This window comes from Pseudomonas triticicola, from assembly GCF_019145375.1.
GTDB lineage: Bacteria > Pseudomonadota > Gammaproteobacteria > Pseudomonadales > Pseudomonadaceae > Aquipseudomonas > Aquipseudomonas triticicola.
In genome coordinates this window covers 907,128-928,146 of sequence record NZ_JAHSTX010000001.1, presented here as the reverse complement: position 1 = coordinate 928,146, position 21,019 = coordinate 907,128, and the positions used below count along the sequence as shown (strand labels likewise).

Annotated in this window: 24 protein-coding genes; 12 read left to right on the top strand and 12 right to left on the bottom strand. The window is 60.4% G+C overall.

Annotation, left to right across the window (positions count from 1 at the left end; all coding sequences use genetic code 11):
- The first annotated feature begins 23 nt into the window (after positions 1 to 23).
- Positions 24 to 917, top strand: coding sequence for a DMT family transporter (locus KVG85_RS04185; RefSeq protein ID WP_136493724.1), 894 nt, complete (start codon positions 24 to 26; stop codon positions 915 to 917).
- A 3-nt stretch (positions 918 to 920) separates the two neighbouring features.
- Here the strand turns inward: KVG85_RS04185 and KVG85_RS04180 are convergent, their stop codons facing one another.
- A complete protein-coding gene (locus KVG85_RS04180) occupies positions 921 to 1,736 on the bottom strand; it encodes an AraC family transcriptional regulator (RefSeq protein WP_217863046.1) in 816 nt (271 codons plus the stop codon).
- Between the two features lie 131 nt (positions 1,737 to 1,867).
- Between KVG85_RS04180 and KVG85_RS04175 the strand changes: the two genes are divergently transcribed.
- On the top strand, positions 1,868 to 2,386 hold the full coding sequence (locus KVG85_RS04175) for a carboxymuconolactone decarboxylase family protein (protein WP_123442138.1): 519 nt from the start codon (positions 1,868 to 1,870) through the stop codon (positions 2,384 to 2,386).
- 186 nt (positions 2,387 to 2,572) lie between these two features.
- Positions 2,573 to 4,804: a response regulator gene (locus KVG85_RS04170; protein WP_217863045.1), complete on the top strand. Its 2,232-nt coding sequence runs from the start codon at positions 2,573 to 2,575 to the stop codon at positions 4,802 to 4,804.
- Here the strand turns inward: KVG85_RS04170 and KVG85_RS04165 are convergent.
- Complete coding sequence (locus KVG85_RS04165; RefSeq protein WP_041477048.1) at positions 4,772 to 6,217, bottom strand: SulP family inorganic anion transporter; 1,446 nt, start codon at positions 6,215 to 6,217, stop codon at positions 4,772 to 4,774. The two genes, KVG85_RS04170 and KVG85_RS04165, sit on opposite strands and share 33 nt — an antisense overlap.
- 160 nt (positions 6,218 to 6,377) lie before the next feature.
- Between KVG85_RS04165 and KVG85_RS04160 the strand changes: the two genes are divergently transcribed.
- Positions 6,378 to 6,692, top strand: coding sequence for a DUF7693 family protein (locus KVG85_RS04160; RefSeq protein ID WP_217863044.1), 315 nt, complete (start codon positions 6,378 to 6,380; stop codon positions 6,690 to 6,692).
- 156 nt (positions 6,693 to 6,848) lie between these two features.
- Here the strand turns inward: KVG85_RS04160 and KVG85_RS04155 are convergent, their stop codons facing one another.
- The 5 genes from KVG85_RS04155 to KVG85_RS04135 form a co-directional block, all read right to left on the bottom strand.
- A complete protein-coding gene (locus tag KVG85_RS04155; protein WP_217863043.1) occupies positions 6,849 to 7,382 on the bottom strand; it encodes a cysteine hydrolase family protein in 534 nt (177 codons plus the stop codon).
- Between the two features lie 66 nt (positions 7,383 to 7,448).
- Complete coding sequence (gene ggt, locus KVG85_RS04150) at positions 7,449 to 9,176, bottom strand: gamma-glutamyltransferase (RefSeq protein ID WP_217863042.1); 1,728 nt, start codon at positions 9,174 to 9,176, stop codon at positions 7,449 to 7,451.
- A gap of 148 nt (positions 9,177 to 9,324) precedes the next feature.
- Positions 9,325 to 9,912 (bottom strand): NUDIX domain-containing protein, encoded by a 588-nt coding sequence (locus tag KVG85_RS04145; RefSeq protein ID WP_217864928.1) that lies wholly within the window; start codon positions 9,910 to 9,912, stop codon positions 9,325 to 9,327.
- Between the two features lie 98 nt (positions 9,913 to 10,010).
- A complete protein-coding gene (locus KVG85_RS04140; protein ID WP_217863041.1) occupies positions 10,011 to 10,646 on the bottom strand; it encodes a lytic polysaccharide monooxygenase auxiliary activity family 9 protein in 636 nt (211 codons plus the stop codon).
- A 207-nt stretch (positions 10,647 to 10,853) separates the two neighbouring features.
- The gene (locus KVG85_RS04135; protein WP_217863040.1) at positions 10,854 to 11,294 is read right to left on the bottom strand and encodes a hemerythrin domain-containing protein; all 441 of its coding nucleotides are present in this window, start codon (positions 11,292 to 11,294) and stop codon (positions 10,854 to 10,856) included.
- Between the two features lie 152 nt (positions 11,295 to 11,446).
- Here KVG85_RS04135 and KVG85_RS04130 point away from each other — a divergent pair, with 152 nt between their 5' ends.
- Positions 11,447 to 11,872, top strand: a complete 426-nt coding sequence (locus KVG85_RS04130) for a GNAT family N-acetyltransferase (protein ID WP_217863039.1) — start codon at positions 11,447 to 11,449, stop codon at positions 11,870 to 11,872.
- Positions 11,873 to 11,976: 104 nt separating this feature from the next.
- On the opposite strand, the gene KVG85_RS04125 is transcribed toward KVG85_RS04130, so the two are convergent.
- Complete coding sequence (locus KVG85_RS04125) at positions 11,977 to 12,327, bottom strand: hypothetical protein (protein WP_122508074.1); 351 nt, start codon at positions 12,325 to 12,327, stop codon at positions 11,977 to 11,979.
- A gap of 133 nt (positions 12,328 to 12,460) precedes the next feature.
- On the opposite strand from KVG85_RS04125, the gene KVG85_RS04120 reads away from it, so the two are divergent.
- The 7 genes from KVG85_RS04120 (at position 12,461) to KVG85_RS04090 (ending at position 16,447) form a co-directional block, all read left to right on the top strand.
- Positions 12,461 to 12,790: a DUF6388 family protein gene (locus KVG85_RS04120; protein WP_122508075.1), complete on the top strand. Its 330-nt coding sequence runs from the start codon at positions 12,461 to 12,463 to the stop codon at positions 12,788 to 12,790.
- Positions 12,791 to 12,979: 189 nt separating this feature from the next.
- Positions 12,980 to 13,372 carry a sulfurtransferase complex subunit TusD gene (gene tusD, locus KVG85_RS04115; protein ID WP_122508166.1) on the top strand — a complete coding sequence of 131 codons (393 nt, stop codon included), beginning with the start codon at positions 12,980 to 12,982 and terminating at the stop codon, positions 13,370 to 13,372.
- A 2-nt stretch (positions 13,373 to 13,374) separates the two neighbouring features.
- Positions 13,375 to 13,731 carry a sulfurtransferase complex subunit TusC gene (gene tusC / locus KVG85_RS04110; protein WP_122508076.1) on the top strand — a complete coding sequence of 119 codons (357 nt, stop codon included), beginning with the start codon at positions 13,375 to 13,377 and terminating at the stop codon, positions 13,729 to 13,731.
- Positions 13,731 to 14,024 (top strand): sulfurtransferase complex subunit TusB, encoded by a 294-nt coding sequence (tusB, locus tag KVG85_RS04105; protein WP_122508077.1) that lies wholly within the window; start codon positions 13,731 to 13,733, stop codon positions 14,022 to 14,024. Before tusC ends, tusB begins: the two co-directional genes overlap by 1 nt.
- Positions 14,021 to 14,356, top strand: a complete 336-nt coding sequence (locus tag KVG85_RS04100; protein ID WP_122508078.1) for a TusE/DsrC/DsvC family sulfur relay protein — start codon at positions 14,021 to 14,023, stop codon at positions 14,354 to 14,356. The genes tusB and KVG85_RS04100 overlap by 4 nt, the downstream gene beginning before the upstream one ends.
- Positions 14,353 to 15,354: a glycosyl transferase family protein gene (locus tag KVG85_RS04095; RefSeq protein ID WP_122508079.1), complete on the top strand. Its 1,002-nt coding sequence runs from the start codon at positions 14,353 to 14,355 to the stop codon at positions 15,352 to 15,354. The genes KVG85_RS04100 and KVG85_RS04095 overlap by 4 nt, the downstream gene beginning before the upstream one ends.
- A 91-nt stretch (positions 15,355 to 15,445) precedes the next feature.
- Positions 15,446 to 16,447 (top strand): glutathione S-transferase family protein, encoded by a 1,002-nt coding sequence (locus tag KVG85_RS04090; protein WP_122508080.1) that lies wholly within the window; start codon positions 15,446 to 15,448, stop codon positions 16,445 to 16,447.
- 116 nt (positions 16,448 to 16,563) lie between these two features.
- Here KVG85_RS04090 and cysG read toward each other — a convergent pair whose 3' ends face one another.
- Genes cysG through KVG85_RS04070 form a run of 4 tightly spaced genes read right to left on the bottom strand, consistent with a single transcriptional unit; the run spans position 16,564 to position 20,951 of the window.
- Positions 16,564 to 17,958, bottom strand: a complete 1,395-nt coding sequence (gene cysG / locus KVG85_RS04085) for a siroheme synthase CysG (protein ID WP_041477064.1) — start codon at positions 17,956 to 17,958, stop codon at positions 16,564 to 16,566.
- Positions 17,959 to 19,239 (bottom strand): serine--tRNA ligase, encoded by a 1,281-nt coding sequence (gene serS / locus KVG85_RS04080; RefSeq protein ID WP_024013408.1) that lies wholly within the window; start codon positions 19,237 to 19,239, stop codon positions 17,959 to 17,961. It lies immediately after the preceding gene.
- 15 nt (positions 19,240 to 19,254) lie between these two features.
- Positions 19,255 to 19,629 carry a fluoride efflux transporter CrcB gene (gene crcB, locus KVG85_RS04075; protein ID WP_016775261.1) on the bottom strand — a complete coding sequence of 125 codons (375 nt, stop codon included), beginning with the start codon at positions 19,627 to 19,629 and terminating at the stop codon, positions 19,255 to 19,257.
- Entirely contained in the window at positions 19,629 to 20,951 is a 1,323-nt protein-coding gene (locus KVG85_RS04070) for a replication-associated recombination protein A (RefSeq protein WP_041477068.1), read from the bottom strand. Before KVG85_RS04070 ends, crcB begins: the two co-directional genes overlap by 1 nt.
- Positions 20,952 to 21,019: the final 68 nt, after the last annotated feature.

Sequence of the window (21,019 nt, the reverse complement as noted above, 5' to 3'; positions counted from 1 at the left end):
GCCACTTTTTGAGCGCGACCGACATGCACACAACATCGACTGCGGCCCACCCGGCACTGGAAAAAACCAGTGGCTGGATCAACGGTTTTATCGGCGTGCTGATTTTCAGCGGTTCGCTGCCGGCCACACGTTTGGCGGTGCTGGAATTCGATCCGGTGTTTCTGACCGTGGTGCGAGCAGCGATCGCCGGCGCACTGGCCGTAGCACTTCTGCTGTTGTTCAAGCAACCGCGACCGTCGCGCCATCAGTGGCTGTCGCTGTTGATTGTGGCACTGGGCGTGGTGTTGGGTTTTCCGCTGCTGACCGCGTTGGCATTGCAGCACGTAACGTCAGCGCACTCGATCGTGTTTGTAGGATTGCTGCCGCTGGCCACGGCGATGTTTGGTGTCTTGCGTGGCGGTGAGCGGCCACGTCCAGTGTTCTGGATCTTTTCGGTGCTGGGCAGCGCATTGGTGGTGGGCTTTGCCCTGTCCCAAGGCTTGAGCGCCTCGCCCACCGGCGATCTGCTGATGCTCGCGGCGATCCTGGCCTGCGGCCTCGGTTACGCCGAAGGCGCGAAACTGTCGCGCAGCCTCGGCGGCTGGCAGGTGATCTGCTGGGCGCTTGTGTTGTCGTTACCGCTGATGACAGTGCTGAGCCTGTGGCTGGCGCCCGCCTCGTTCGCCGACATCAGTTTGCCTGCGTGGATGTGCCTGGGCTACGTGTCGCTGTTCAGCATGCTGATCGGCTTCGTGTTCTGGTATCGCGGTCTGGCCCAGGGCGGAATCGCAGCGGTCGGGCAGTTGCAGTTGCTGCAGCCGTTTTTTGGTCTGGCACTGGCGGCGACGTTGCTGCATGAGCAGGTCAGTGTCGGCATGCTCGGCGTCACGCTGGGGGTGATTCTTTGCGTGGCCGGAGCGAAGAAATTCGCCAGGTAATGTTCAGTGTTCGGCTTTCCATTGCCGTGGACCGAGACCGGTCTTGCGCCGAAACGCCCGGGCCAGCGCCGACGGACTTTCGTATCCAACCTCCTCGGCAATCAGTGCAATCGGGCGGCCTTCGCGCAGGCGTTTCTGCGCAAGACTGACGCGCCAGCTCAACAGGTAATCGGCCGGCGTCTGCCCGACCACGCGGCGAAACTGCTCGGCAAAACCGGCGCGGGACTGGTTCGCCGCCGCAGCGAGATCAGCCACACTCCAAGGCTTGTGCGGCTGCTCGTGGATCAGGTTCAAGGCGCGAGATACGCGCGGATCCGCCAGCCCGGCCATCATGCCCGGTTGCTGATCGCGACTGCCGATGAGATGGCGCAGCAGCAGAATCACCAGCAATTCAAACAGACGATCCATCACCGCCACGCGCCCGCAATGCCCTTCAAAGGCTTCATTGAACAGCCAGTCAAGGGTGCTGCGGAGTTCCGGGATGTCGGTGAGTTTCAACACCAGATAGTCCGGTAACGCGGCGGCCAAGGCATTGCCCGAGCCACCGTCGAAGGTCAGCGAAGCACAGACAATCTGGCTGGCCATGGCTTCGTCGGCAGACATCCGGTGGGTGAACGGCCGGGGAAAGAAAATCAGCGACGGTTCTTCCAGGCGAATTTCCCGCTCGTTGCCCGGTTTGAGCAGCAACGCCCCGGCTTGCAGAACATGCACATGGCCGACCGGTTCGCCTTCGTGAACGCTCACGCCGCAAAACGCGCCGCTATGGAAGGTGCCGGCGTTCACGCCGAAATGACTGAGTAATGTGGAAAGGCGATCCATGGCTGACTCCCGAAGGCATATCTGGACGATCTGCCGCATATCCTCGACGATTTGCCGCCAAAGCGCCATTGGCAGCCCCTAAGATCTCTCCATCGCCGCTGCACTTCGCAGCGGTTTTTCGGAGAATCACCATGAGCCGCATCCCTGCAATCAGCCTCGACACCGCCACCGATGCCACCCGTCCTGCACTGGAAGGCGTGAAGAAAAAAATCGGTTTCCTGCCCAACGTCTTTACCACCCTCGCCCAGGCGCCGGTTGCATTCGACACTTACCTGCAAGCCTCGGCCATCCTCGGCAAGACCTCATTGAGCGGCAAAGAGAAAGAAGCCATCTACCTCGCCACTTCGCAGGTCAACGGTTGCGACTATTGCCTGTCCGCACACACCGTGTTTGCCGGCAAGGCCGGGCTGTCGGCGGAGGACATCATCGCAGCACGTCACGGCGAACTGAATGCCTACGCCGCCCTCGCCCGCCAACTGACCGAAACCCGTGGCCACTTGAGCGATGAACAATTGGCCGCTGCCCGCGCTGCCGGTATCGATGACCGCAAGATCATCGAAGTGATTGCCCTGGTGGCCGTGCAGACATTGACCAACTACCTGAACAACACGGCGCTGACCGACATTGACTTCCCGGCCGTCGAGGCCTGAGCAGTCGCTCACGAACTGAAGAAAAATCCCCTGGCGAAAAGATGCTCTTTTCGCCAGCGCTGTTTTTTGCTGCCATGATGTAGGTCAGAATAATTCGCAGCGCAAACAGTGTCTGGTGCGCTGAAACCAAACACCCTGCGCGCAGGTCTTTGTTCTCAGACAAATGCCCGGAAAGACACGAACCCCATGACAGACTGGTTGCAAGACAACGGCGAGATGGCCGGGCAGATCCGCCGTCACGACTGGGCAAATTCGCCCCTCGGCCCGTTGGAACACTGGCCCGATGTACTCAAGACCACTGTCTCGCTCAGTCTCGCCTCGCATTTCCCTCAGGCGATCGTCTGGGGCCCGCAACTCATCACACTCTATAACGACGCCTTCGTACCGATTCTCGGCGACAAGCCGCACGCGTTGGGACGCCCTTTCAGCGACATCTGGAAGGAAGCCTGGCACGAGATCAGCCCGATTGCTGAGGCCGCGTACGCTGGCCAGGCCACTTACATCGAAAACTTTGCTCTGCAGATCGAACGCGGCAAAGGCCCGGAGCAGGCGTTCTTCACTTTTTGCTATAGCCCGATTCGTGATTCCCACGGCAATGTCGTCGGCATGATCGACACCGTCACCGAGACCACCCAGACCGTTTATCTCAACCGACGCCTGGCGGTCCTCGATGCCATCGGCGAAGCGGTGACCAATGCCACGGATGCGCAAGCAATCCTGGCGGCGAGCACGCGGCTGATGGTCGAGCAGTTGCAATTGTCCAACTGCGCCTACGCCGACATGGATGCCGACGAGGATGGCTTCACCATTCGCGGCGACTATGCAGCGCCGGGTTCGCCGAGCATCGTCGGCCACTACCGTTTGCGCGATTTCGGCGAGAAAGCAGTACGTCTTCTGCGCGCGGGTCAACCTTTGGTGATCCACGACAACCGCAGCGAATTGCCGCCGGAAGAATCAGCGACCTTTCAGGGCATAGGCATCACCGCCACCATTTGCGTGCCGCTGATCAAGCAAGGCCGTCTTACCGCGTTAATGGCCATTCACGACAAAGTGCCGCGTGTCTGGTCGAGCTTCGAACAGGCGCTGCTCAGCGAAGTCACCGAACGTTGCTGGGCGCACATCGAGCGAGTGCGCGCCGACGCCAACGTCCGCGAGGGCCTGCTTGCATTGGCTGAACTCAATGCCACGCTGGAGCAACGGGTCGAAGAGCGCAGCCTGCGTCTGGCCCAGGCCGAGTCGGCGTTGCGCCAGTCGCAGAAGCTCGAAGCCATCGGCCAATTGACCGGCGGCGTCGCCCATGACTTCAACAATTTGCTGACGATCATTCGTTCGTCGGTGGATTTTCTGCGCCAGCCCAACCTGCCGGAAGAACGCCGCCAACGCTACATGCGCGCGGTGTCCGACACCGTTGAGCGCGCCTCCAAGCTGACCAGCCAGTTGCTCGCCTTCGCCCGCCGTCAGCCGCTCAATCCGCAGGTGGTCGATGCCGGCGAACGGCTGGCCAATATTGGCGAAATGCTTGAATCGGTCACCGGCGCGCAGATTCACGTGTGCGTCGAGCGCCCGGATCACCCCTGCTACATCCGCGTCGATCTCAGTCAGTTCGAAACCGCGTTGATCAACATCGCCCTGAACGCTCGCGACGCCATGAATGGTCAGGGTGAGCTGAAATTGCGCCTGGAGTGCCATAAAGCGCTGCCGCCGATTCGCGGCCACGCTGGGTCCAGCAGCCATTTCGTGTCGATTGCCCTCGCCGACACCGGTGCCGGCATCGACGCACACACCCTCGAACACATCTTCGAGCCGTTCTTTACCACCAAGGCTGTCGGCAAAGGCACGGGGCTGGGGCTGTCGCAGGTGTTCGGCTTCGCCAAGCAATCGGGCGGCAACGTCGATGTTTCCAGCGTCCTTGGTCAAGGCACCGAGTTCACCTTGTATTTGCCGCAAGTGCCGGCGATCGAGGCAGAAATGGACGAGGCAGAGGACGATGGCGAGGTGCAGCCGGCCTGCGAAAAACGCCGGGTGCTGGTGGTAGAAGACAATCTCGATGTCGGCCGTTTCGCCAATCAGATCCTCCAGGATCTGGGCTATGAAACGGCGTGGGCGACCAACGCCGAAGAAGCCCTGCAGTTGGCCGGTAGCGATGCCAGCGCGTTCGATGCGGTGTTTTCCGACGTAGTCATGCCGGGCATCACCGGTGTCGCGTTGGCCAAGGAACTGCGCCAGCGCCGCCCCGATCTGCCGGTGATTCTCACCTCCGGCTACAGCGAAGAACTGGCCCGCAGCGGGTACGAAGGTTTTGAATTTCTCGCCAAGCCCTACTCCGCCGAACAGGTCTCGCGGATTCTCGGCAAGACCTGGCTCAAGGACGCAAAACCAGCGGCGTCAGTCGTGATCGACGCCGGCGCGCTTGAGTAATTTCTTGCAGCGTTCCGACAGGTGAAACACCTGTAAATGCTTGCCAGCCTTGGCGTAGCGTTCACGCAGGGTTTTCAATGCGGCGATCGCCGAGTAATCGACAAAGCTCAGGTGTCGGCAGTCGAGAGTGACTTTGGCCGGGTCGTTGGCCGGATCGAACTGGTTGAGAAACGGCGTGGTCGAGGCGAAAAACAGCGTGCCGTGCAGGCGATAGAGCTTGCTGCCATCGGCTTCAAGATGTTCATCGGCATACAGTTCGCGGGCCTGCTGCCAGGCGAAGTTGAGCGCAGCGATGATGATCCCGCACAGCACGGCCGTGGCCAGATCGGTGAACACGGTGATGGTGGTCACCGCGATGATTACCAGCACATCGTGCAGCGGCACCTTGTTGATCACCCGCAACGACGCCCAGGCGAAGGTCTGCTGCGACACCACGAACATCACCCCGACCAGCGCGGCCAGCGGAATACGCTCGATCAGCGGTGACAGAAACAGAATGAACAACAGAATCAGCACACCGGCAACAACGCCGGACAAGCGCCCGCGCCCGCCGGAGCTGAGGTTGATCACGGTCTGGCCGATCATCGCGCAACCGCCCATGCCGCCGAACGCACCGGACACCATGTTCGCCGCGCCGAGCGCTACGCACTCACGATCCGGGTAGCCACGGGTTTCGGTGATTTCGTCGGTCAGGTTCAGCGTCAGCAGGGTTTCCAGCAGGCCGACCATCGCCATCAGGATCGCGTACGGGGCGATGATGCGCAGCGTTTCCAGGCTCCACGGAATGTCCGGCATGGCGAAAGTCGGCAGACCGCCGGCAATGTGCGCCATGTCACCGAGGGTACGGGTCGGCAGCCCGAACAGGTAGACCAGCAGGCCGACACCCAGGATCGCCACGAGGGCCGGCGGCACCGCTTTGGTCAGGCGCGGCAGGATGTAAACGATGGCCATGGTCAGTAGCACCAGCCCGGTCATCAGATACAGCGGCGTACCGCTGAGCCAGTGCTCGCCGCTTTTGAAGTGCTCCAGTTGCGCCAGGGCAATGATGATCGCCAGGCCGTTGACGAAGCCGAGCATCACCGGGTGCGGCACCATGCGCACCAGTTTGCCCAAGCGCAACAGCCCGAACGCCATCATGATCAGACCACCGAGCAGCACCGTTGCCAGCAGATATTGCACGCCGTGTTGCACCACCAGCGCGACGATCACCACCGCCATCGAACCCGCCGCACCGGAAACCATGCCCGGTCGACCGCCAAACAACGCCGTCAACGTGCAAATGATGAACGCGCCGTACAGGCCCATCAGCGGATTGAGATGCGCGACCAGCGCGAAAGCAATGCATTCGGGCAACAGGGCGAACGAGGTGGTGAGTCCGGCGAGGACATCGGCGCGCAGACGAATCGGTTTCATGGCTTACCTGACTGAGCGGCCGCTGGGCACGGCTGCTGTTTTCGCGAAAAAAGAGGGAGGCGAATGTTACGGAATTGTTCAGCCTCGGGCCAGTGAAACGCTGACATGGGGTGGCGCGGGCCTTATCCTTGCAGGCTTGTCCATCGAATCGAGTCGCAGCATGTCAGCGTTTTTGTCCGCCCGTGATGTGTGTCAGCGCCTGCGCGAAGCTGCGCTGGGCGTGCTTGCGTTCGAAGTCTGCGAGGTAATGTCCCAGTCCGGGCTGATTGCCGTAGATATCGACGGCTGGCATCTGCTGTTGGACTTCGCCGAGGGACACTTGCATCACTGTGAATACGCGCGCAACTGCGCCGGGGATGAAGCGACGCTGGACACGTGGCAGCGTTATGGCACGGACCCGGTGAGTCTGCTCAGCACGTGGGAACTGGCGCAGATCGAGCGGTTATTGCGTGAGGCGAATCGCGTCCAAACCTAGTGCATCGTTTCCGACTGCGGTGCTCTCTGATTTTGAGACCGACCAAATGCCTGTGGGAGCGAGCCTGCTCGCGAAGGCGGTATATCAGTCGGTTTGATGTTGGCTGTCACAGCGCTTTCGCGAGCAGGCTCGCTCCCACAGGGGGTTTGTGTGAGTTCAGAAGGTGATTTCGGCTGCCGGTTTGACGTCGATTCGTGCCACGGAACTGGTCAGGGCGGCGAAGTCCTTGTTGTGTTCGGCAATGATGTCCTCGGCGCTCATGTTGCCGTTATCGACCGTCGAATGCGCATCCCGCGCGACGACGATGTCGTAGCCCAGTGAATGCGCGCTGCGCACCGTGGCGTTGACGCAGTAATCGGTCTGCAGGCCGCAGATGATCAGGCGTTCGAAGTCTTCGCTGGGCAGCAGCTTGCCGAGATCGGTCTGATAGAAAGAGTCCCCAGTGGTTTTGCCTACACGCAGGTCTTTCGTCGAAGTCAGCAGACCGTTAGCCAGTCGCCAACCGTCCGCCCCATGCACGAATGGACCGTCCTTTTCTTCATGCTGAATCAACACCACTGGAACGCCAGCATCGCGGGCGCGTTGGCTCAGATCATTGATCGTGGCGATTACGCGGTCGATTTCAAAGCACTGATATTCACCAGCACACAGCGCCTGCTGGACATCGATGATCAGTAATGCGGTGGTCATGTCGAGCCTTCCTTGATCAGTCCTTGAGAATGGGGCGGACCTGCGCCCGCCCCTCTTTTACTCCGCTCAGTAACCCAAAGACAAGCCGGTATTACGCCGTGGGTCATTGGCGCCGTAGAAGCGATTCTTGCCAACCGGTTTGCCGTCCAGTGCCGGCGCGCCGACCAGAATCGCGGCAATGTGGTTGGCATCCTGCGGGCCGGCAAACTTGTGGCCCCAGCTTTCCAGAATCTTTATCGTATCCGGGCTGGCGGCGAAGTCTTCGAGGTTGGTTTCCTCCGGCATCCACTGCTGATGGAAGCGCGGCGCGTCGACCGCTTCCTGCAAGCCCATGCCGTAATCGATGACGTTGAGCATGGTCAGCAAGGTCGCGGTGATGATCCGGCTACCACCCGGCGTGCCGACCACCATCACCACTTTGCCATCCTTGGTGACGATGGTCGGACTCATCGACGACAGCGGCGCCTTGCCCGGTGCGATGGCATTGGCCTCCCCCTGAACCAGGCCATACATGTTCGGCACGCCGACCTTGGAGGTGAAGTCGTCCATTTCGTCGTTGAGAATCACCCCGGTCTTGCTGGCCATTACGCCCGCGCCGAACCAGTCGTTGAGGGTGTAGGTGACCGAGACGGCATTGCCCCACTTGTCGACGATCGAATAATGCGTGGTGTTGCTGCCCTCGTGGGGCGCTACACCGGGCTTGAGCTCAGCCGACACGCCGGCCTTCTGCGGCTGGATGGCGTTGCGCAGTTTGGTCGCGTAATTCTTGTCCAGCAGGTGCTCGATCGGATTCTTCACGAAATCCGGATCGCCGAGGTAGCTGTTGCGATCAACGTACGCGTGGCGCATCGCTTCGATCTGGTAGTGCATGCCCTGAGCGGAATGGAAGCCCAGGTCCTTCATCGGATAGCCTTCGAGGATATTCATGATCTGGCAGATCACCACCCCGCCGGAGCTTGGCGGTGGCGCCGAGACCACGTGATAGCCGCGATAATCGCACTCCACCGGGGCCAGTTCGCGAGTCTTGTATCTGTCCAGGTCGGCCTGGGTGATGATGCCTTTGTTGGCCTGACTGGAGGTGACGATGGCATCGGCAACCCAGCCTTTGTAGAAGCCGTCGGCGCCCTTGTCGGAAATCGTCCGCAGGGTTTTCGCCAGATCCTTTTGCACCAGTTTCTGCCCGACCTGCATCGGCTCGCCGTTGCTGAGGAAGATCGAGCCGGAATCGCGCATGTCCTTCTTGAACACATCCGTCGCGTATTCGAGCAGCTCGACATCGCCCTGCTGCAATTCGAAACCGTCTTCGGCCAGTTTGATCGCCGGGGCAATCATCTCCTTGCGCTGTTTGGTGCCGTATTTACTCAGGGCCAGCTCCATGCCGGACACGGTGCCCGGTACGCCGACCGCCAGGTGGCCACGGGTGCTCAGGTCCGGGATGACGTTACCGTCCTTGTCCAGATACATGTTGGCGGTCGCTGCCAGCGGCGCTTTCTCACGGAAATCGAGAAAGGTCTTGCGCCCGTCCGCCAGTTGAATAGTCATGAACCCGCCGCCGCCAAGGTTGCCCGCAGCCGGATAGACAACCGCCAGCGCATAGCCCACGGCCACTGCCGCGTCCACGGCATTGCCGCCGTTTTTCAAAACATCGACGCCGACATGGGTCGCCAGATGTTGCGCGGTGACCACCATGCCGTTTTCCGCCGCAACCGGCGCCACCGATGCCGCGTGAGCCATGAGACAGCTGAGCGCCAGGGAGGTCGCAATGAGCGATCTGGCCAAAGGTTCGTACTTCATGAGTCGATCTCTTTTTGTTTTTGGGGACTGCGCAAAACGCAGGGCAACGCTTCAGGAGCAACAAGCAGTATGGCCGGCTTTGCGTATTGCGCCTCCCCGTTCAGCCAGTATGCTGAGCCATCGCAGCCTTTGGCAGCTCCTGCCCGAATCAAGCGAAGAGGTTATTCATCGCCGCGTACTGCAACAGCATGATGGTCTTGGCGTCACAGATCTCGCCGCGTTGAAATGCTGCCAATGCCTCATCGAAGCCCCACTCGAGCACTTCCAGTTCTTCGGTTTCCTCTTCCAGGCCACCACCGTCGCTGACCTTGGATGCCGCGTCGTATTCGGCGATAAAGAAGTGCAACTTCTCCGTCACCGAACCGGGGCTCATGTACGCCTCGAATACTTTTTTCACGTCGTGCACGCGGTAACCGGTTTCCTCCTCGGCTTCGTCACGAATGCGCTGCTCGGGCGCGGCACCTTCCAGCAACCCGGCGGCCACCTCGATCAACAATCCATCGTGGCCGTTGACGAACACAGGCAAACGAAACTGGCGGGTCAGCACCACCGTGTGCTTTTCGCGGTTGAACAGCAGAATCGCCGCGCCGTTGCCCCGGTCGTATACCTCGCGGGTCTGGCGCTGCCATTCGCCGTTGTTGCGGTGGTAATCGAAGGTGATTTTCTTCAGCAGATACCAGTCGTGGGACAACACCTGAAAGTCGACGATGTTGACCCGTTCGGCTGTGTTGGACATCGCGTCTGATCCTGTCTTCATGGGGGGACTCCATGGTCGATCAATTGCGCCGACAAAAAAAGCCCGGCAGCGCTACCGGGCTCGTTCAGCCTGCGCGGTTACTGAAAGTCGACGTCGAAGGCCTGGTAGAAGGCGTTGCCGGTGTTGGCGACGATCCACATCAGCACAATGACGTGATGACCCTGCTTGTTCGCAGGCAGCTTCACTTGATGATCGACCTTGGCCTTCAATTCGCCGGCATGGCTGTAATACGGCACTTGCGGGTAGAAGTCTTCGAAGAACGGCTGGGTTTCGAGCTGCGCACGGCTGATGCGTTGCTGTGGATCCCAGCCGTCTTTGGTGATCAGCCAGCGATAACCACGGGTGGTGTGCGGCGCGGTGTACGCCCAGCTGACCTCGAGAATCTGCCCCGGATCGACATTAAGCAGCGGCCAGTTGAATGAACGGCCGAGCTTCTTGCTCATCTCGTCGTCGGTGTAATTGACACAATCGCGGGCATCGGTCTTGCCGCCGCTGAGAATGTAGCCATCGGCCGGCGGCGCGGCGCTGTCCGAGTCGGTTTCGAAGGGTTGCGGGAACGGTCCGGCTTCCATGGCCGGAAAGTTCTTGCCACCTTCCATTTCATTGACTTGCCAGGCGCCTAGCAAGCCGAGGTCGATGGCCACTGCGCCGCGACTCGCTGGCGAGATGACACGACCGTGTTTGAGTTGGGTTTGTGGGATTGCCTGATTCATCATGTTCACTCCGTTGATTTGAGAACTCTCCTTCCCGAGGAGAGGCCTTCAAGCTAACGGAGGTGAATTTTTTGTCCATCGGCGCTTTTGTCACAGTCCCAGTGTGCAAGACGTAAAAAGCCCGGAAACACTGGATGCATAACCAGTGCTCGACGACGCATCGCACTCATCGTGTAGCTGAACACCTACACGCCGAGTCGCCTTTGGTCATTCAGACAGTTGCGCCTGATACTCCTTTTCGTACTGCCCGGCGAGTTGGGTTTTCTGTTTATCGTCGAGCAGCTTGCCGGCCATCTGGAAGAATTTGTGCTCTTCTTCCTCGAGGTGGTGATGAACCTTGTCGGAAAGCTTTTTGGCCGTGGCCAGCCACGCCGGACTGGACATCTCGGTCTCGTCGAGTTCTTCCATCATCTCGTCCATTTCGTGGTGCTCGGCAATGGCATGGCGGCTCAGGTCCACGCCTTCGTCGATTGCCATCAGCGGGATGTAGAAGTGCCGCTCTTCAGCGGTTTCATGCGCTTGCAGTTCTGCTTTGAGCTGCTTGTAGGCCTCGACCCGCTCAGGGCTGTCGCCGCTGGTCGCGATCAAAGCCTTGGCGTAAGTGCGCTGGCGCTCGTGGCTTTCGCGCAGGGCTTCAAAAATATTCACGGGATTTCCTCATCAATCGCGCTCAGGGAAAGACGCGATAAAAGCCTAGACCGCAGCGCTGGTTTGACGGTTCCGCTTGTTTGATCGAAGGGCTTGGAGGCGTTTGCCCGGACGGGTTAGGCTGGGCGTTCAATTACACAAGGAAGTCATGCATGAATTTGCGTATCGAGTTGACGCACAATCCTACCGAGGAACAGCGTCAGGCCATTCTGCAGCCGCTGATCGAATACAACGATGCTCAAACCGGCGGTTCGAAATCCGAACCGTTCGCCTTGATGGTCAAAGACCAGAATGGCGAAATACTGGGCGGTTTGTACGGGCGAATGATTTTTCGCTGGATGTTCATCGAACTGCTGTCAGTACCGGAGCAGGGTCGCGGACAGGGGCTCGGCTCGAAATTGATGGCTCAGGCGGAAGCCCTGGCCAGGGAAAAAAATTGCTACGGCCTCTGGCTCGACACCTTCGATTTTCAGGCGCCGGAGTTCTACAGGAAGCTCGGTTTCAGCCAGTTTGGGGAAATCGTTGACTACCCACCGGGGCACAAGCGGCACTACTTTCAGAAGCGCCTGATCGACTGAATGTGCCGCCGCCTTCGCGAACAGGCTCGCTCCCACAAAGTTGTCATGCGTTCCAATGTGGGAGCGAGCCTGCTCGCGAAAGCGCCAACTGCTTCACAGCATAGTCAAAGGCAGGTCGCCATCGCCGCCATCCGCCGCATCGCGACAAAATCACTCTTCTGCGCGTAATAGTTCAAGGTAGTACCTGACGCTTCGGTGATCACATCGACAAAAGACTCAGCCGAACGCGTGTAAACCGTGGTGCCGCCAGACTCGCGCGGCTCCAGATAGGCCGCCGCGTCCACGCCGAAAACCGCTTCGTCCTGCCAGGCGAATTGCACGCACCGGGCGACGTCTTTCTCCGGCTTGTCCGAGGTCAGGACCTTGTCCGGGCTCTGGGTGCGAGCATCGTTCATCACCGAACCGGCGCACCCGGCCAACAGGGCCGCCGCCAGCACTACCATCAGCATTCGCATTGCATTTGCTCATCGAGAAAAAAGCGGACTGTAGCACTGCGACGCGGCAAATCGTTCTGCTTTACTGTTTTTATGCGCGACATGCGCAAGCAGGTGCGGCACCCTATGGTCATCAGTCACACAAGGAAATTACATGGCGCCTAGCGACCAGCGACATGAACAGGCTTTGAAACTGTTTCTCGATGCGCGACCCGAACTACGTGAAACCCTCGACCATCTCAACCCGCTGCTGGCCCAGGCCAAGGGCGAAACCCAGGCGCAGTATCGCGAAGAACGCTTGCACGAAGCATTCGAGGCTGAGGCGGAAAGCCAGGGGTTGTTTGCCTGGGAGCTGACGTTGCAGCTGACCGCTGCTTCTCCGGAGGACTATCAGGCGCAACGGCTGGAAGTGCACCGGGAAGTGGCAGAAATGGCGGGGATGGACTGGATCGAGTATTGCGATCTTTACGGCATCACACCGTAATCCAGCCGCCGCAAATCTCCCGTGGGAGCGAGCCTGCTCGCGAAGGCGGTGTGACTGCCGAAACTGATCTCGAACGAGACGACGCTTTCGCGAGCAGGCTCGCTCCCACAGTGAACCGCGTATTACCAGATTTCGCCGCACGCGCAATAAAGCTTTATCATGGCCGCAGTTTCGCTGATCGAGTCCATCATGAAGTTCGCCATCGCGCTGTTTTCCGCCGCCCATGCGCCCTCCTCGCGCCGTGCCTTGCTGTTTGCCCAGGCCGCGCTGGCCGGCGGCCATGAGATTGTTCGGCTGTTCTTCTATCAGGACGGCGTGTTCAACGCCTCCGATGCGGTGGTGACGCCGCAGGATGAACTGGACGTGCCCAAGCAATGGCGCGCCTTTATCAACGAAAAGCAACTTGACGGTGTGGTCTGCATCGCCGCCGCTTTGCGCCGTGGTGTGTTGAACGAAGAAGAAGCCAAGCGTTACCAGCGTGAAGCGATTTCGCTCAGCGCGCCGTGGGAATTGTCCGGTCTGGGTCAGTTGCACGACGCCGTGCAGGACGCTGATCGGCTCATCTGTTTCGGAGGCGCTTGAACATGGCCAAATCGTTATTGATCATCAGCCGCCAATCGCCGTGGTCCGGCCCCGGTGCACGGGAAGCGCTGGATATCGTGCTCGCCGGTGGCGCCTTCGATCTGCCGATCGGTTTGCTGTTTCTCGATGATGGCGTGCTGCAACTGGCCGCCGGGCAGAACGCCAAGGCCTTGCAGCAGAAAGACCTCAGCGCCAATCTGCAGGCGCTGCCGATGTTTGGTGTCGAAGAGCTGTTCTATTGCGTCGAAAGCGCCAATGCTCGCGGTCTTGGCAACCTGTCGCTGGACGAAGCGCAGCCGCTTGCTGCTGAACACATCACTGCCCTTATTGACCGTTACGATCAGGTGATCACCCTCTGATGTCGACTTTGCATGTGTTGTCTCATTCCCCGTTCGGCGACGATCGTCTGAGCAGTTGCCTGCGCCTGCTCGGCAGCGCCGATGCCGTGTTGTTGTCCGGCGATGCGGTGTACGCGCTGCAACCGGACACTGCGCCGTTCGCTGCTCTGCAAGAGCGACCAATCAATCTGTTCGTATTGGTTGAGGACGCACAGGCGCGTGCGATCGAAATTCCAGACTGGGCCGAGGCCATCGACTATCCGGCCTTCGTCGAACTGTCGATCCATCACGCCAAGGTCAACAGCTGGCTATGAATTCAATGACCGTCGGCGCCCGCGCCATCGAACTGGACAAGGACGGCTTCCTCGTTGACCTCAACGACTGGTCGGCTGATGTCGCCAGCGCCCTCGCCGCAGCTGAAGACATCGAGTTGACGCCCGAACACTGGGAAGTCCTTGAGCTTCTGCGTAGCTTCTACGCCGAATTCCAGCTATCGCCGGCCACGCGGCCGCTGATCAAGTACACCGCGTTGAAACTCGGCGCCGACAAAGGCAACAGCCTGCACCTGAACCGACTGTTCAAAGGCACCCCTGCCAAACTCGCCGCGAAACTGGCGGGCCTGCCCAAACCGACGAATTGCCTATGAACGACTTTCCAGCTTTGACCCTCGAAACGCCTGCCGAGCATCCGTTCGCGCAATTCGTGCGCATTCTCGGCAAGGGCAAGCGCGGCGCCCGCGACCTGACGCGCGAAGAAGCCCGCGAGGCCATGGGCATGGTGCTCGATGACAAGGTCGAAGATACGCAACTGGGTGCCTTCCTGATGTTGCTGCGGCACAAGGAAGAAAGTGCCGAGGAAATGGCCGGTTTCACCGAAGCCCTGCGCGCACGCTTGCACGCGCCCGCATTGAATGTCGACCTGGACTGGCCGACCTACGCCGGCAAAAAACGCCACCTGCCGTGGTATCTGCTGGCGGCCAAGTGCCTGGCGCAAAACGGCGTGCGCATCTTCATGCATGGCGGCGGCTCACACACGGCCGGGCGTCTGTACAGCGAACAACTGCTGGGCGAACTGAACATTCCCCTGTGCCGCAATTGGCAGCAGGTCGGCGCGGCACTGGACAACGGCGGCCTGGCGTTTATGCCGCTGGTGGACTGGGCGCCGCAGTTGCAAAAGATGATCGACCTGCGCAATACCTTGGGCCTGCGGTCGCCGATCCACTCGCTGGCGCGGATTCTCAATCCGTTGGGCGCACGCTGCGGCCTGCAAAGCATTTTTCACCCGGGTTACCAGGCGGTGCATCGCGATGCCAGCGGCTTGCTCGGCGACACGGCAATTGTGGTCAAGGGCGATGGCGGTGAAATCGAGATCAACCCCGACGCCACCAGCCACCTTTATGGCACCAGCGGCGGTCAGAGCTGGGATGAAGAATGGCCGCAGCTGTCAGCGCAGCGCCACGTCAAACCCGCCTCGCTGGACATCGAGCACTTGAGAGCCGTGTGGCGTGGCGATGTGGTCGACAGTTACCCGCAAATGGCCTTGATTGCGACCATGGCCCTCGCCCTGCGCGGTCTCGGTCAGAATCGCGAACAGGCCTTCACAACCGCAGAACAATACTGGGCGGCGCGCAACACATCGATCTAACCGATCATTAGCGCCCGATCTTTGCGCTTTTTGTTCGAACTCATCGGAATAGACTCGACTCCAACGAATATTGGTTTTGGGAGTCTTGATCATGGGTTTACTCGTCGACGGCCACTGGCAGGACAAGTGGTACGAAAGCAGCAAGGACGGCGCGTTCCAGCGCGAACAAGCGCAACGCCGCAACTGGGTGACCGCCGACGGTCAACCAGGCCCCAGCGGTGAAGGCGGTTTCACTGCCGAAGCCGGGCGCTATCACCTCTATGTTTCCCTCGCCTGCCCTTGGGCGCATCGCACGCTGATTCTGCGCAAACTCAAAGGGCTGGAAAGTCTCATCGACGTGTCGGTGGTCAGCTGGCTGATGCTGGAGAACGGCTGGACCTTCGACAAGGCGCTCGGTTCGACAGGCGACAAACTCGATGGCTTCGATTTCATGCATCAGCGCTACACCGCCGACACGCCTGACTACACCGGGCGCGTGACGGTGCCAGTGCTGTGGGACAAGAAACTCAAGCGCATTGTCAGCAATGAATCGGCGGAAATCATCCGCATGTTCAACAGCGCCTTCGACGGGATCACTGGTAACGATCTGGACTTGTACCCGGCGGCGCTACGCAACGAGATCGATGCGCTGAACGAGCGGATCTACCCGGCGGTGAACAACGGAGTCTATCGTGCCGGGTTCGCCACCTCGCAACAGGCCTACGAACAGGCGTTCGATGAAGTCTTCGCCGAACTGGATCATCTGGAGCAACTGCTGGGTGCCAATCGTTACCTGAGCGGGGAATACCTGACTGAGGCCGACGTGCGCCTGTTTACGACGATGATTCGCTTTGACGCGGTGTATCACGGGCACTTCAAGTGCAACCTGCGGCGGATTGCCGATTACCCGAATCTGTCGAACTGGCTGCGCGAGATGTATCAGTGGCCGGGAATTGCCGAAACCGTGGATTTCCAGCACATCAAGCATCACTACTATGGCAGCCACAAGACCATCAACCCGACCGGCGTGGTGCCGAAGGGGCCGCAGCAGGATTTCAGCGTGGTGCATGATCGCGAGCGGTTGATCGGAAAAGGGGTTTGGCGCCGGGGTTGATTAGCTCGGTGTTTTCGAGACCCCGTTCGCGAGCAGGCTCGCTCCCACACGGGATTTGTGCATGACACAGATCCAATGTGGGAGCGAGCCTGCTCGCGAAGGGAACGACGCGGTGTTTAGACCTGCGCCTGCGCCCCTTCAAACCACGCCAGTTTCTCGCGCAGCTGCACCACTTCGCCAACGATCACCAGGGTCGGCGCATGCACTTCATGCTCCGCCACCATTCGCGGCAGATCCGCCAGCGTGCCGGTGAAAACCCGCTGATTGACCGTGGTGCCCTGCTGGATCAATGCCGCCGGGGTGTCCGCCGCGCGACCGTGCTTGATCAACTGCTCACAGATGATCGGCAAACCCACCAGGCCCATGTAGAACACCAGCGTCTGCGCCGGGGCGACAAGGTCGGCCCATGGCAGATCGGTGGAACCATCCTTCAAGTGGCCAGTGACAAACCGCACGGACTGCGCATGGTCACGGTGGGTCAATGGAATCCCCGCATAAGCGGCGCAACCGCTGGCCGCCGTAATGCCCGGGACCACCTGGAATGGAATACCGTGGGCCGCCAGTTCTTCGATCTCTTCGCCACCGCGGCCGAAGATAAACGGATCGCCGCCCTTCAACCGCACCACACGCTTGCCAGCCTTGGCCAGATCGACCAGTTGCTGGTTGATCTGATCCTGCGGCACGGCGTGTTCGGAACGACGCTTGCCGACATACACCCGCTCGGCATCGCGACGGCACAACTCGAGAATCGCCGGCGCCACCAGGCGGTCATAGAGCACCACATCGGCTTGCTGCATCAGACGCAGTGCGCGGAAGGTCAACAGATCCGGATCACCCGGACCGGCACCGACCAGATAAACCTCGCCAGTGGTGACCATTGGCTCGCCATCGACCTTGGCCTGCAACAGGCGCTCGGCTTCAGCGCCCTGCCCGGCCAGTTGACGATCGGCGATCGGGCCCTGGAAAACGTCTTCCCAGAAGCCGCGACGCTGCTGAACATCCGGAAACAGGTTTTTCACCTGATTGCGAAAACGCGCAGCCAGCCCTGCCAATTGACCGTAGGTCGAAGGAATCCAGGTTTCGATTTTCGCGCGGATCAGACGTGCCAGTACCGGCGCATCGCCGCCGCTGGACACGGCGATGATCAACGGCGAGCGATCGACGATCGCCGGGAAGATCACGCTGCACAAGGCCGGCGCATCGACCACGTTGACCGGCACGCAACGGCGGTGGGCGTCGGTGGAGACTTGCGCGTTGAGCGTTTCGTCGTCGGTAGCGGCAATGATCAGCCCGCAACCGTCCAGATCCGTTTCGGCGTAACCGCGCAACAGGCATTCACCGCCGCTGGCAGCGACCAGTTCAGCCAGTTGCGTTTCGATTTCAGGTGCGACCACCCGCAGCAGCGCACCGGCATCGGCCAGCAGGCGGGATTTGCGCAAGGCAATTTCCCCCCCACCGACAACCAACACACGACTGCCGCGCAGGTTGTGAAACAGCGGCAGATATTTCATTTAGCCGATGACCTCAAGGCCACCCATGTACGGCTTGAGCACGTCCGGCACGCGGATCGAACCGTCGGCCTGCTGGTAGTTTTCCAGCACGGCAACCAGAGTACGACCGACCGCCAGACCAGAGCCGTTCAAGGTGTGCACCAGCTCAGGCTTGCCGGTTTCCGGGTTGCGGAAACGCGCCTGCATGCGCCGCGCCTGGAAGTCGCCGCAGTTGGAGCACGAGGAGATTTCGCGGTATTTGTCCTGGCTCGGAATCCACACTTCCAGGTCGTAGGTCTTGACTGCGCTGAAGCCCATATCGCCGGTGCACAGTGCCAGAGTGCGGTAAGGCAGACCGAGCAGTTGCAGAACCTTTTCGGCGTTGGCGGTCAGGCCTTCCAGCGCTTCCATCGATTGCGACGGCTCGACGATCTGGACCATTTCGACTTTGTCGAACTGGTGCTGACGAATCATCCCGCGAGTGTCGCGGCCCGACGCACCGGCTTCGCTGCGGAAGCACGGGGTGTGGGCAACGAACTTGATCGGCAGCAGTTTGGAATCGACGATTTCGCCGGCAACAATATTGGTCAGCGACACTTCGGCAGTCGGGATCAGGTACAGATCGGCTTCGCCTTCGCGGGCGATCTTGAACAGATCTTCTTCGAACTTCGGCAGCTGGCCGGTGCCTTGCAGGGCCGGAGCCTGAACCAGATAAGGCGTGTAAGCCTCTTCGTAGCCATGTTCGGTGACATGCAGGTTGATCATGAACTGCGCCAGTGCACGATGCAGGCGGGCGATCGGGCCACGTAGTAGCGCGAAACGAGCGCCGGAGAGCTTGGCGGCGGTTTCGAAGTCCAGCCAGCCGAACTTCTCGCCAAGGGCGACGTGGTCTTTCACTTCGAAATCGAACTGAGTCGGGGTGCCCCAACGGCGCACTTCGACGTTGTCGTCTTCGTCCTTGCCGACCGGAACCGATTCGTGCGGCAGGTTGGGGATACCGAGCAGGATCGAATCGAGTTCGGTCTGGATCGCGTCCAGCTCGACCTTGCCCGCGCTCAGCTCGCCTGCCATGCGCTCGACGTCCGCCATCAGCGGCGCGATGTCTTCACCGCGCTGCTTGGCCTGCCCGATGGATTTGGAACGCGCGTTACGCTCAGCCTGCAGTGCTTCTGTGCGGGTCTGGACGGTCTTGCGCTGTTCTTCCAGCGCTTCGATGCGCGCGGTGTCCAGGGCAAAGCCACGGGAAGCCAGGCGGTCCGCTACGTCCTGAAGGTTGCTACGTAACAGTTTGGAATCGAGCATGTCGGTTTCTCGTTATCAAAGTTTGGTCAGGGACAGGCCGGCCCACGTTGCGAGCAGCCCGCCGAATACGCTGAGTGCCGCGTAGCCCAGGGCCAGCAACACTTGCCCGCTTTCCAGCAGGCGCACCGTATCCAGTGAAAAGGATGAAAAAGTCGTCAGCCCCCCGAGGAAGCCGACCATCAACCCGGCGCGTACCTCGATCGGCACCTCCGGGCGTATCAGAAACAGGCCGTACAACACGCCAATCAGCAGGCAGCCCACGATATTAACGGCCAGCGTCGCGGTATAGAAGTGCCGCGGCCAATTGGCGCTGACCCAATTACCGGTGGCGAAGCGCAACAGGGTGCCGGCAACACCTCCGACCGACACTGCGAGTATCAATGGAACCACTATTTTCTCCGCTGCCGAGGGCTCAGACGATCGAGTTGAGCAAGGTGATTGAGCTTCTCGCCGATCTTCAACTCCAGCCCACGGGGCACTGGCTGATAGAACGGAATCGGCTCGAGTTCTTCCGGAAAATAGTCTTCGCCGGCGGCGTAAGCGTCCGGCTCGTCGTGGGCGTAGCGGTATTCGTCGCCATAACCCAACTGCTTCATCAGCTTGGTCGGGGCATTGCGCAAATGCAGCGGCACTTCCAGCGAGCCGTTCTCAGCCGCAGCGCGCAGTGCAGTTTTGAAGCCCATGTACACCGCATTGCTTTTCGGTGCGCAGGCCAGATAAGTAATGGCCTGGGCGACTGCCAATTCGCCCTCGGGGCTGCCGAGACGCTCCTGCACTTCCCACGCCGCCAGGCACAGGCTCAGCGCACGCGGGTCGGCATTGCCGATGTCTTCGCTGGCCATGCGCACCACGCGCCGAGCCAGGTACAGCGGATCGCAGCCGCCGTCGATCATCCGCGCAAACCAGTACAGCGCGCCGTCGGGATTGGAGCCGCGCACGGATTTGTGCAGCGCCGAGATCTGGTCGTAGAACGCTTCACCGCCCTTGTCGAACCGCCGGCGCGTATCGCCGAGCAGACTTTGCAGCAGCTCGATGCCGATTTCGCTGTCGTCTTCAGCCAGATCGGAAGCGTTCTCCAGCAGATTGAGCAGACGCCGGCCATCGCCATCCGCGGCCGACAGCAGCATCTGGAAGCCTTCATCGCTCAGCGTCAGGTTGCGCTTGCCCAGCCCGCGCTCTTCGGTCAAAGCCCGATGCACCAGTTTGCGCAGCGCCGCTTCGTCGAGGCTTTTCAGCACGTAGACGCGGGCCCGGGACAACAAAGCGTTGTTGAGTTCGAACGAAGGGTTTTCGGTGGTGGCGCCGATGAAGATCAGCGTGCCGTCTTCAACGTAGGGCAGAAACGCGTCCTGCTGCGACTTGTTGAAACGGTGCACTTCATCGACAAACAGGATCGTGCGCTTGCCGTACTGGCCGGCCTGCTGCTTGGCGATTTCAACGGCCTGGCGGATTTCCTTGACCCCGGCGAGCACCGCCGAGACCGTTTCGAAGTGCGCATCGGAGACTTCCGCGAGCAAGCGCGCCAGGGTGGTCTTGCCCACGCCCGGCGGTCCCCAGAAGATCATCGAATGCAGCGCGCCCTGCTCCAGCGCCTCACGCAGAGGCTTGCCGCGAGCGAGCACGTGTTCCTGACCGACGTACTCATCCAGATTGGCCGCACGCAGACGCGCGGCCAAGGGTTGGGCAATCGGTGCACTGCGAAACAGATCCATCACGTAGCGTTGAAACCTCTGATTTTCTGAAATCTGCTGAAGAACCTGTGGTGAGGGAATTTATCCCC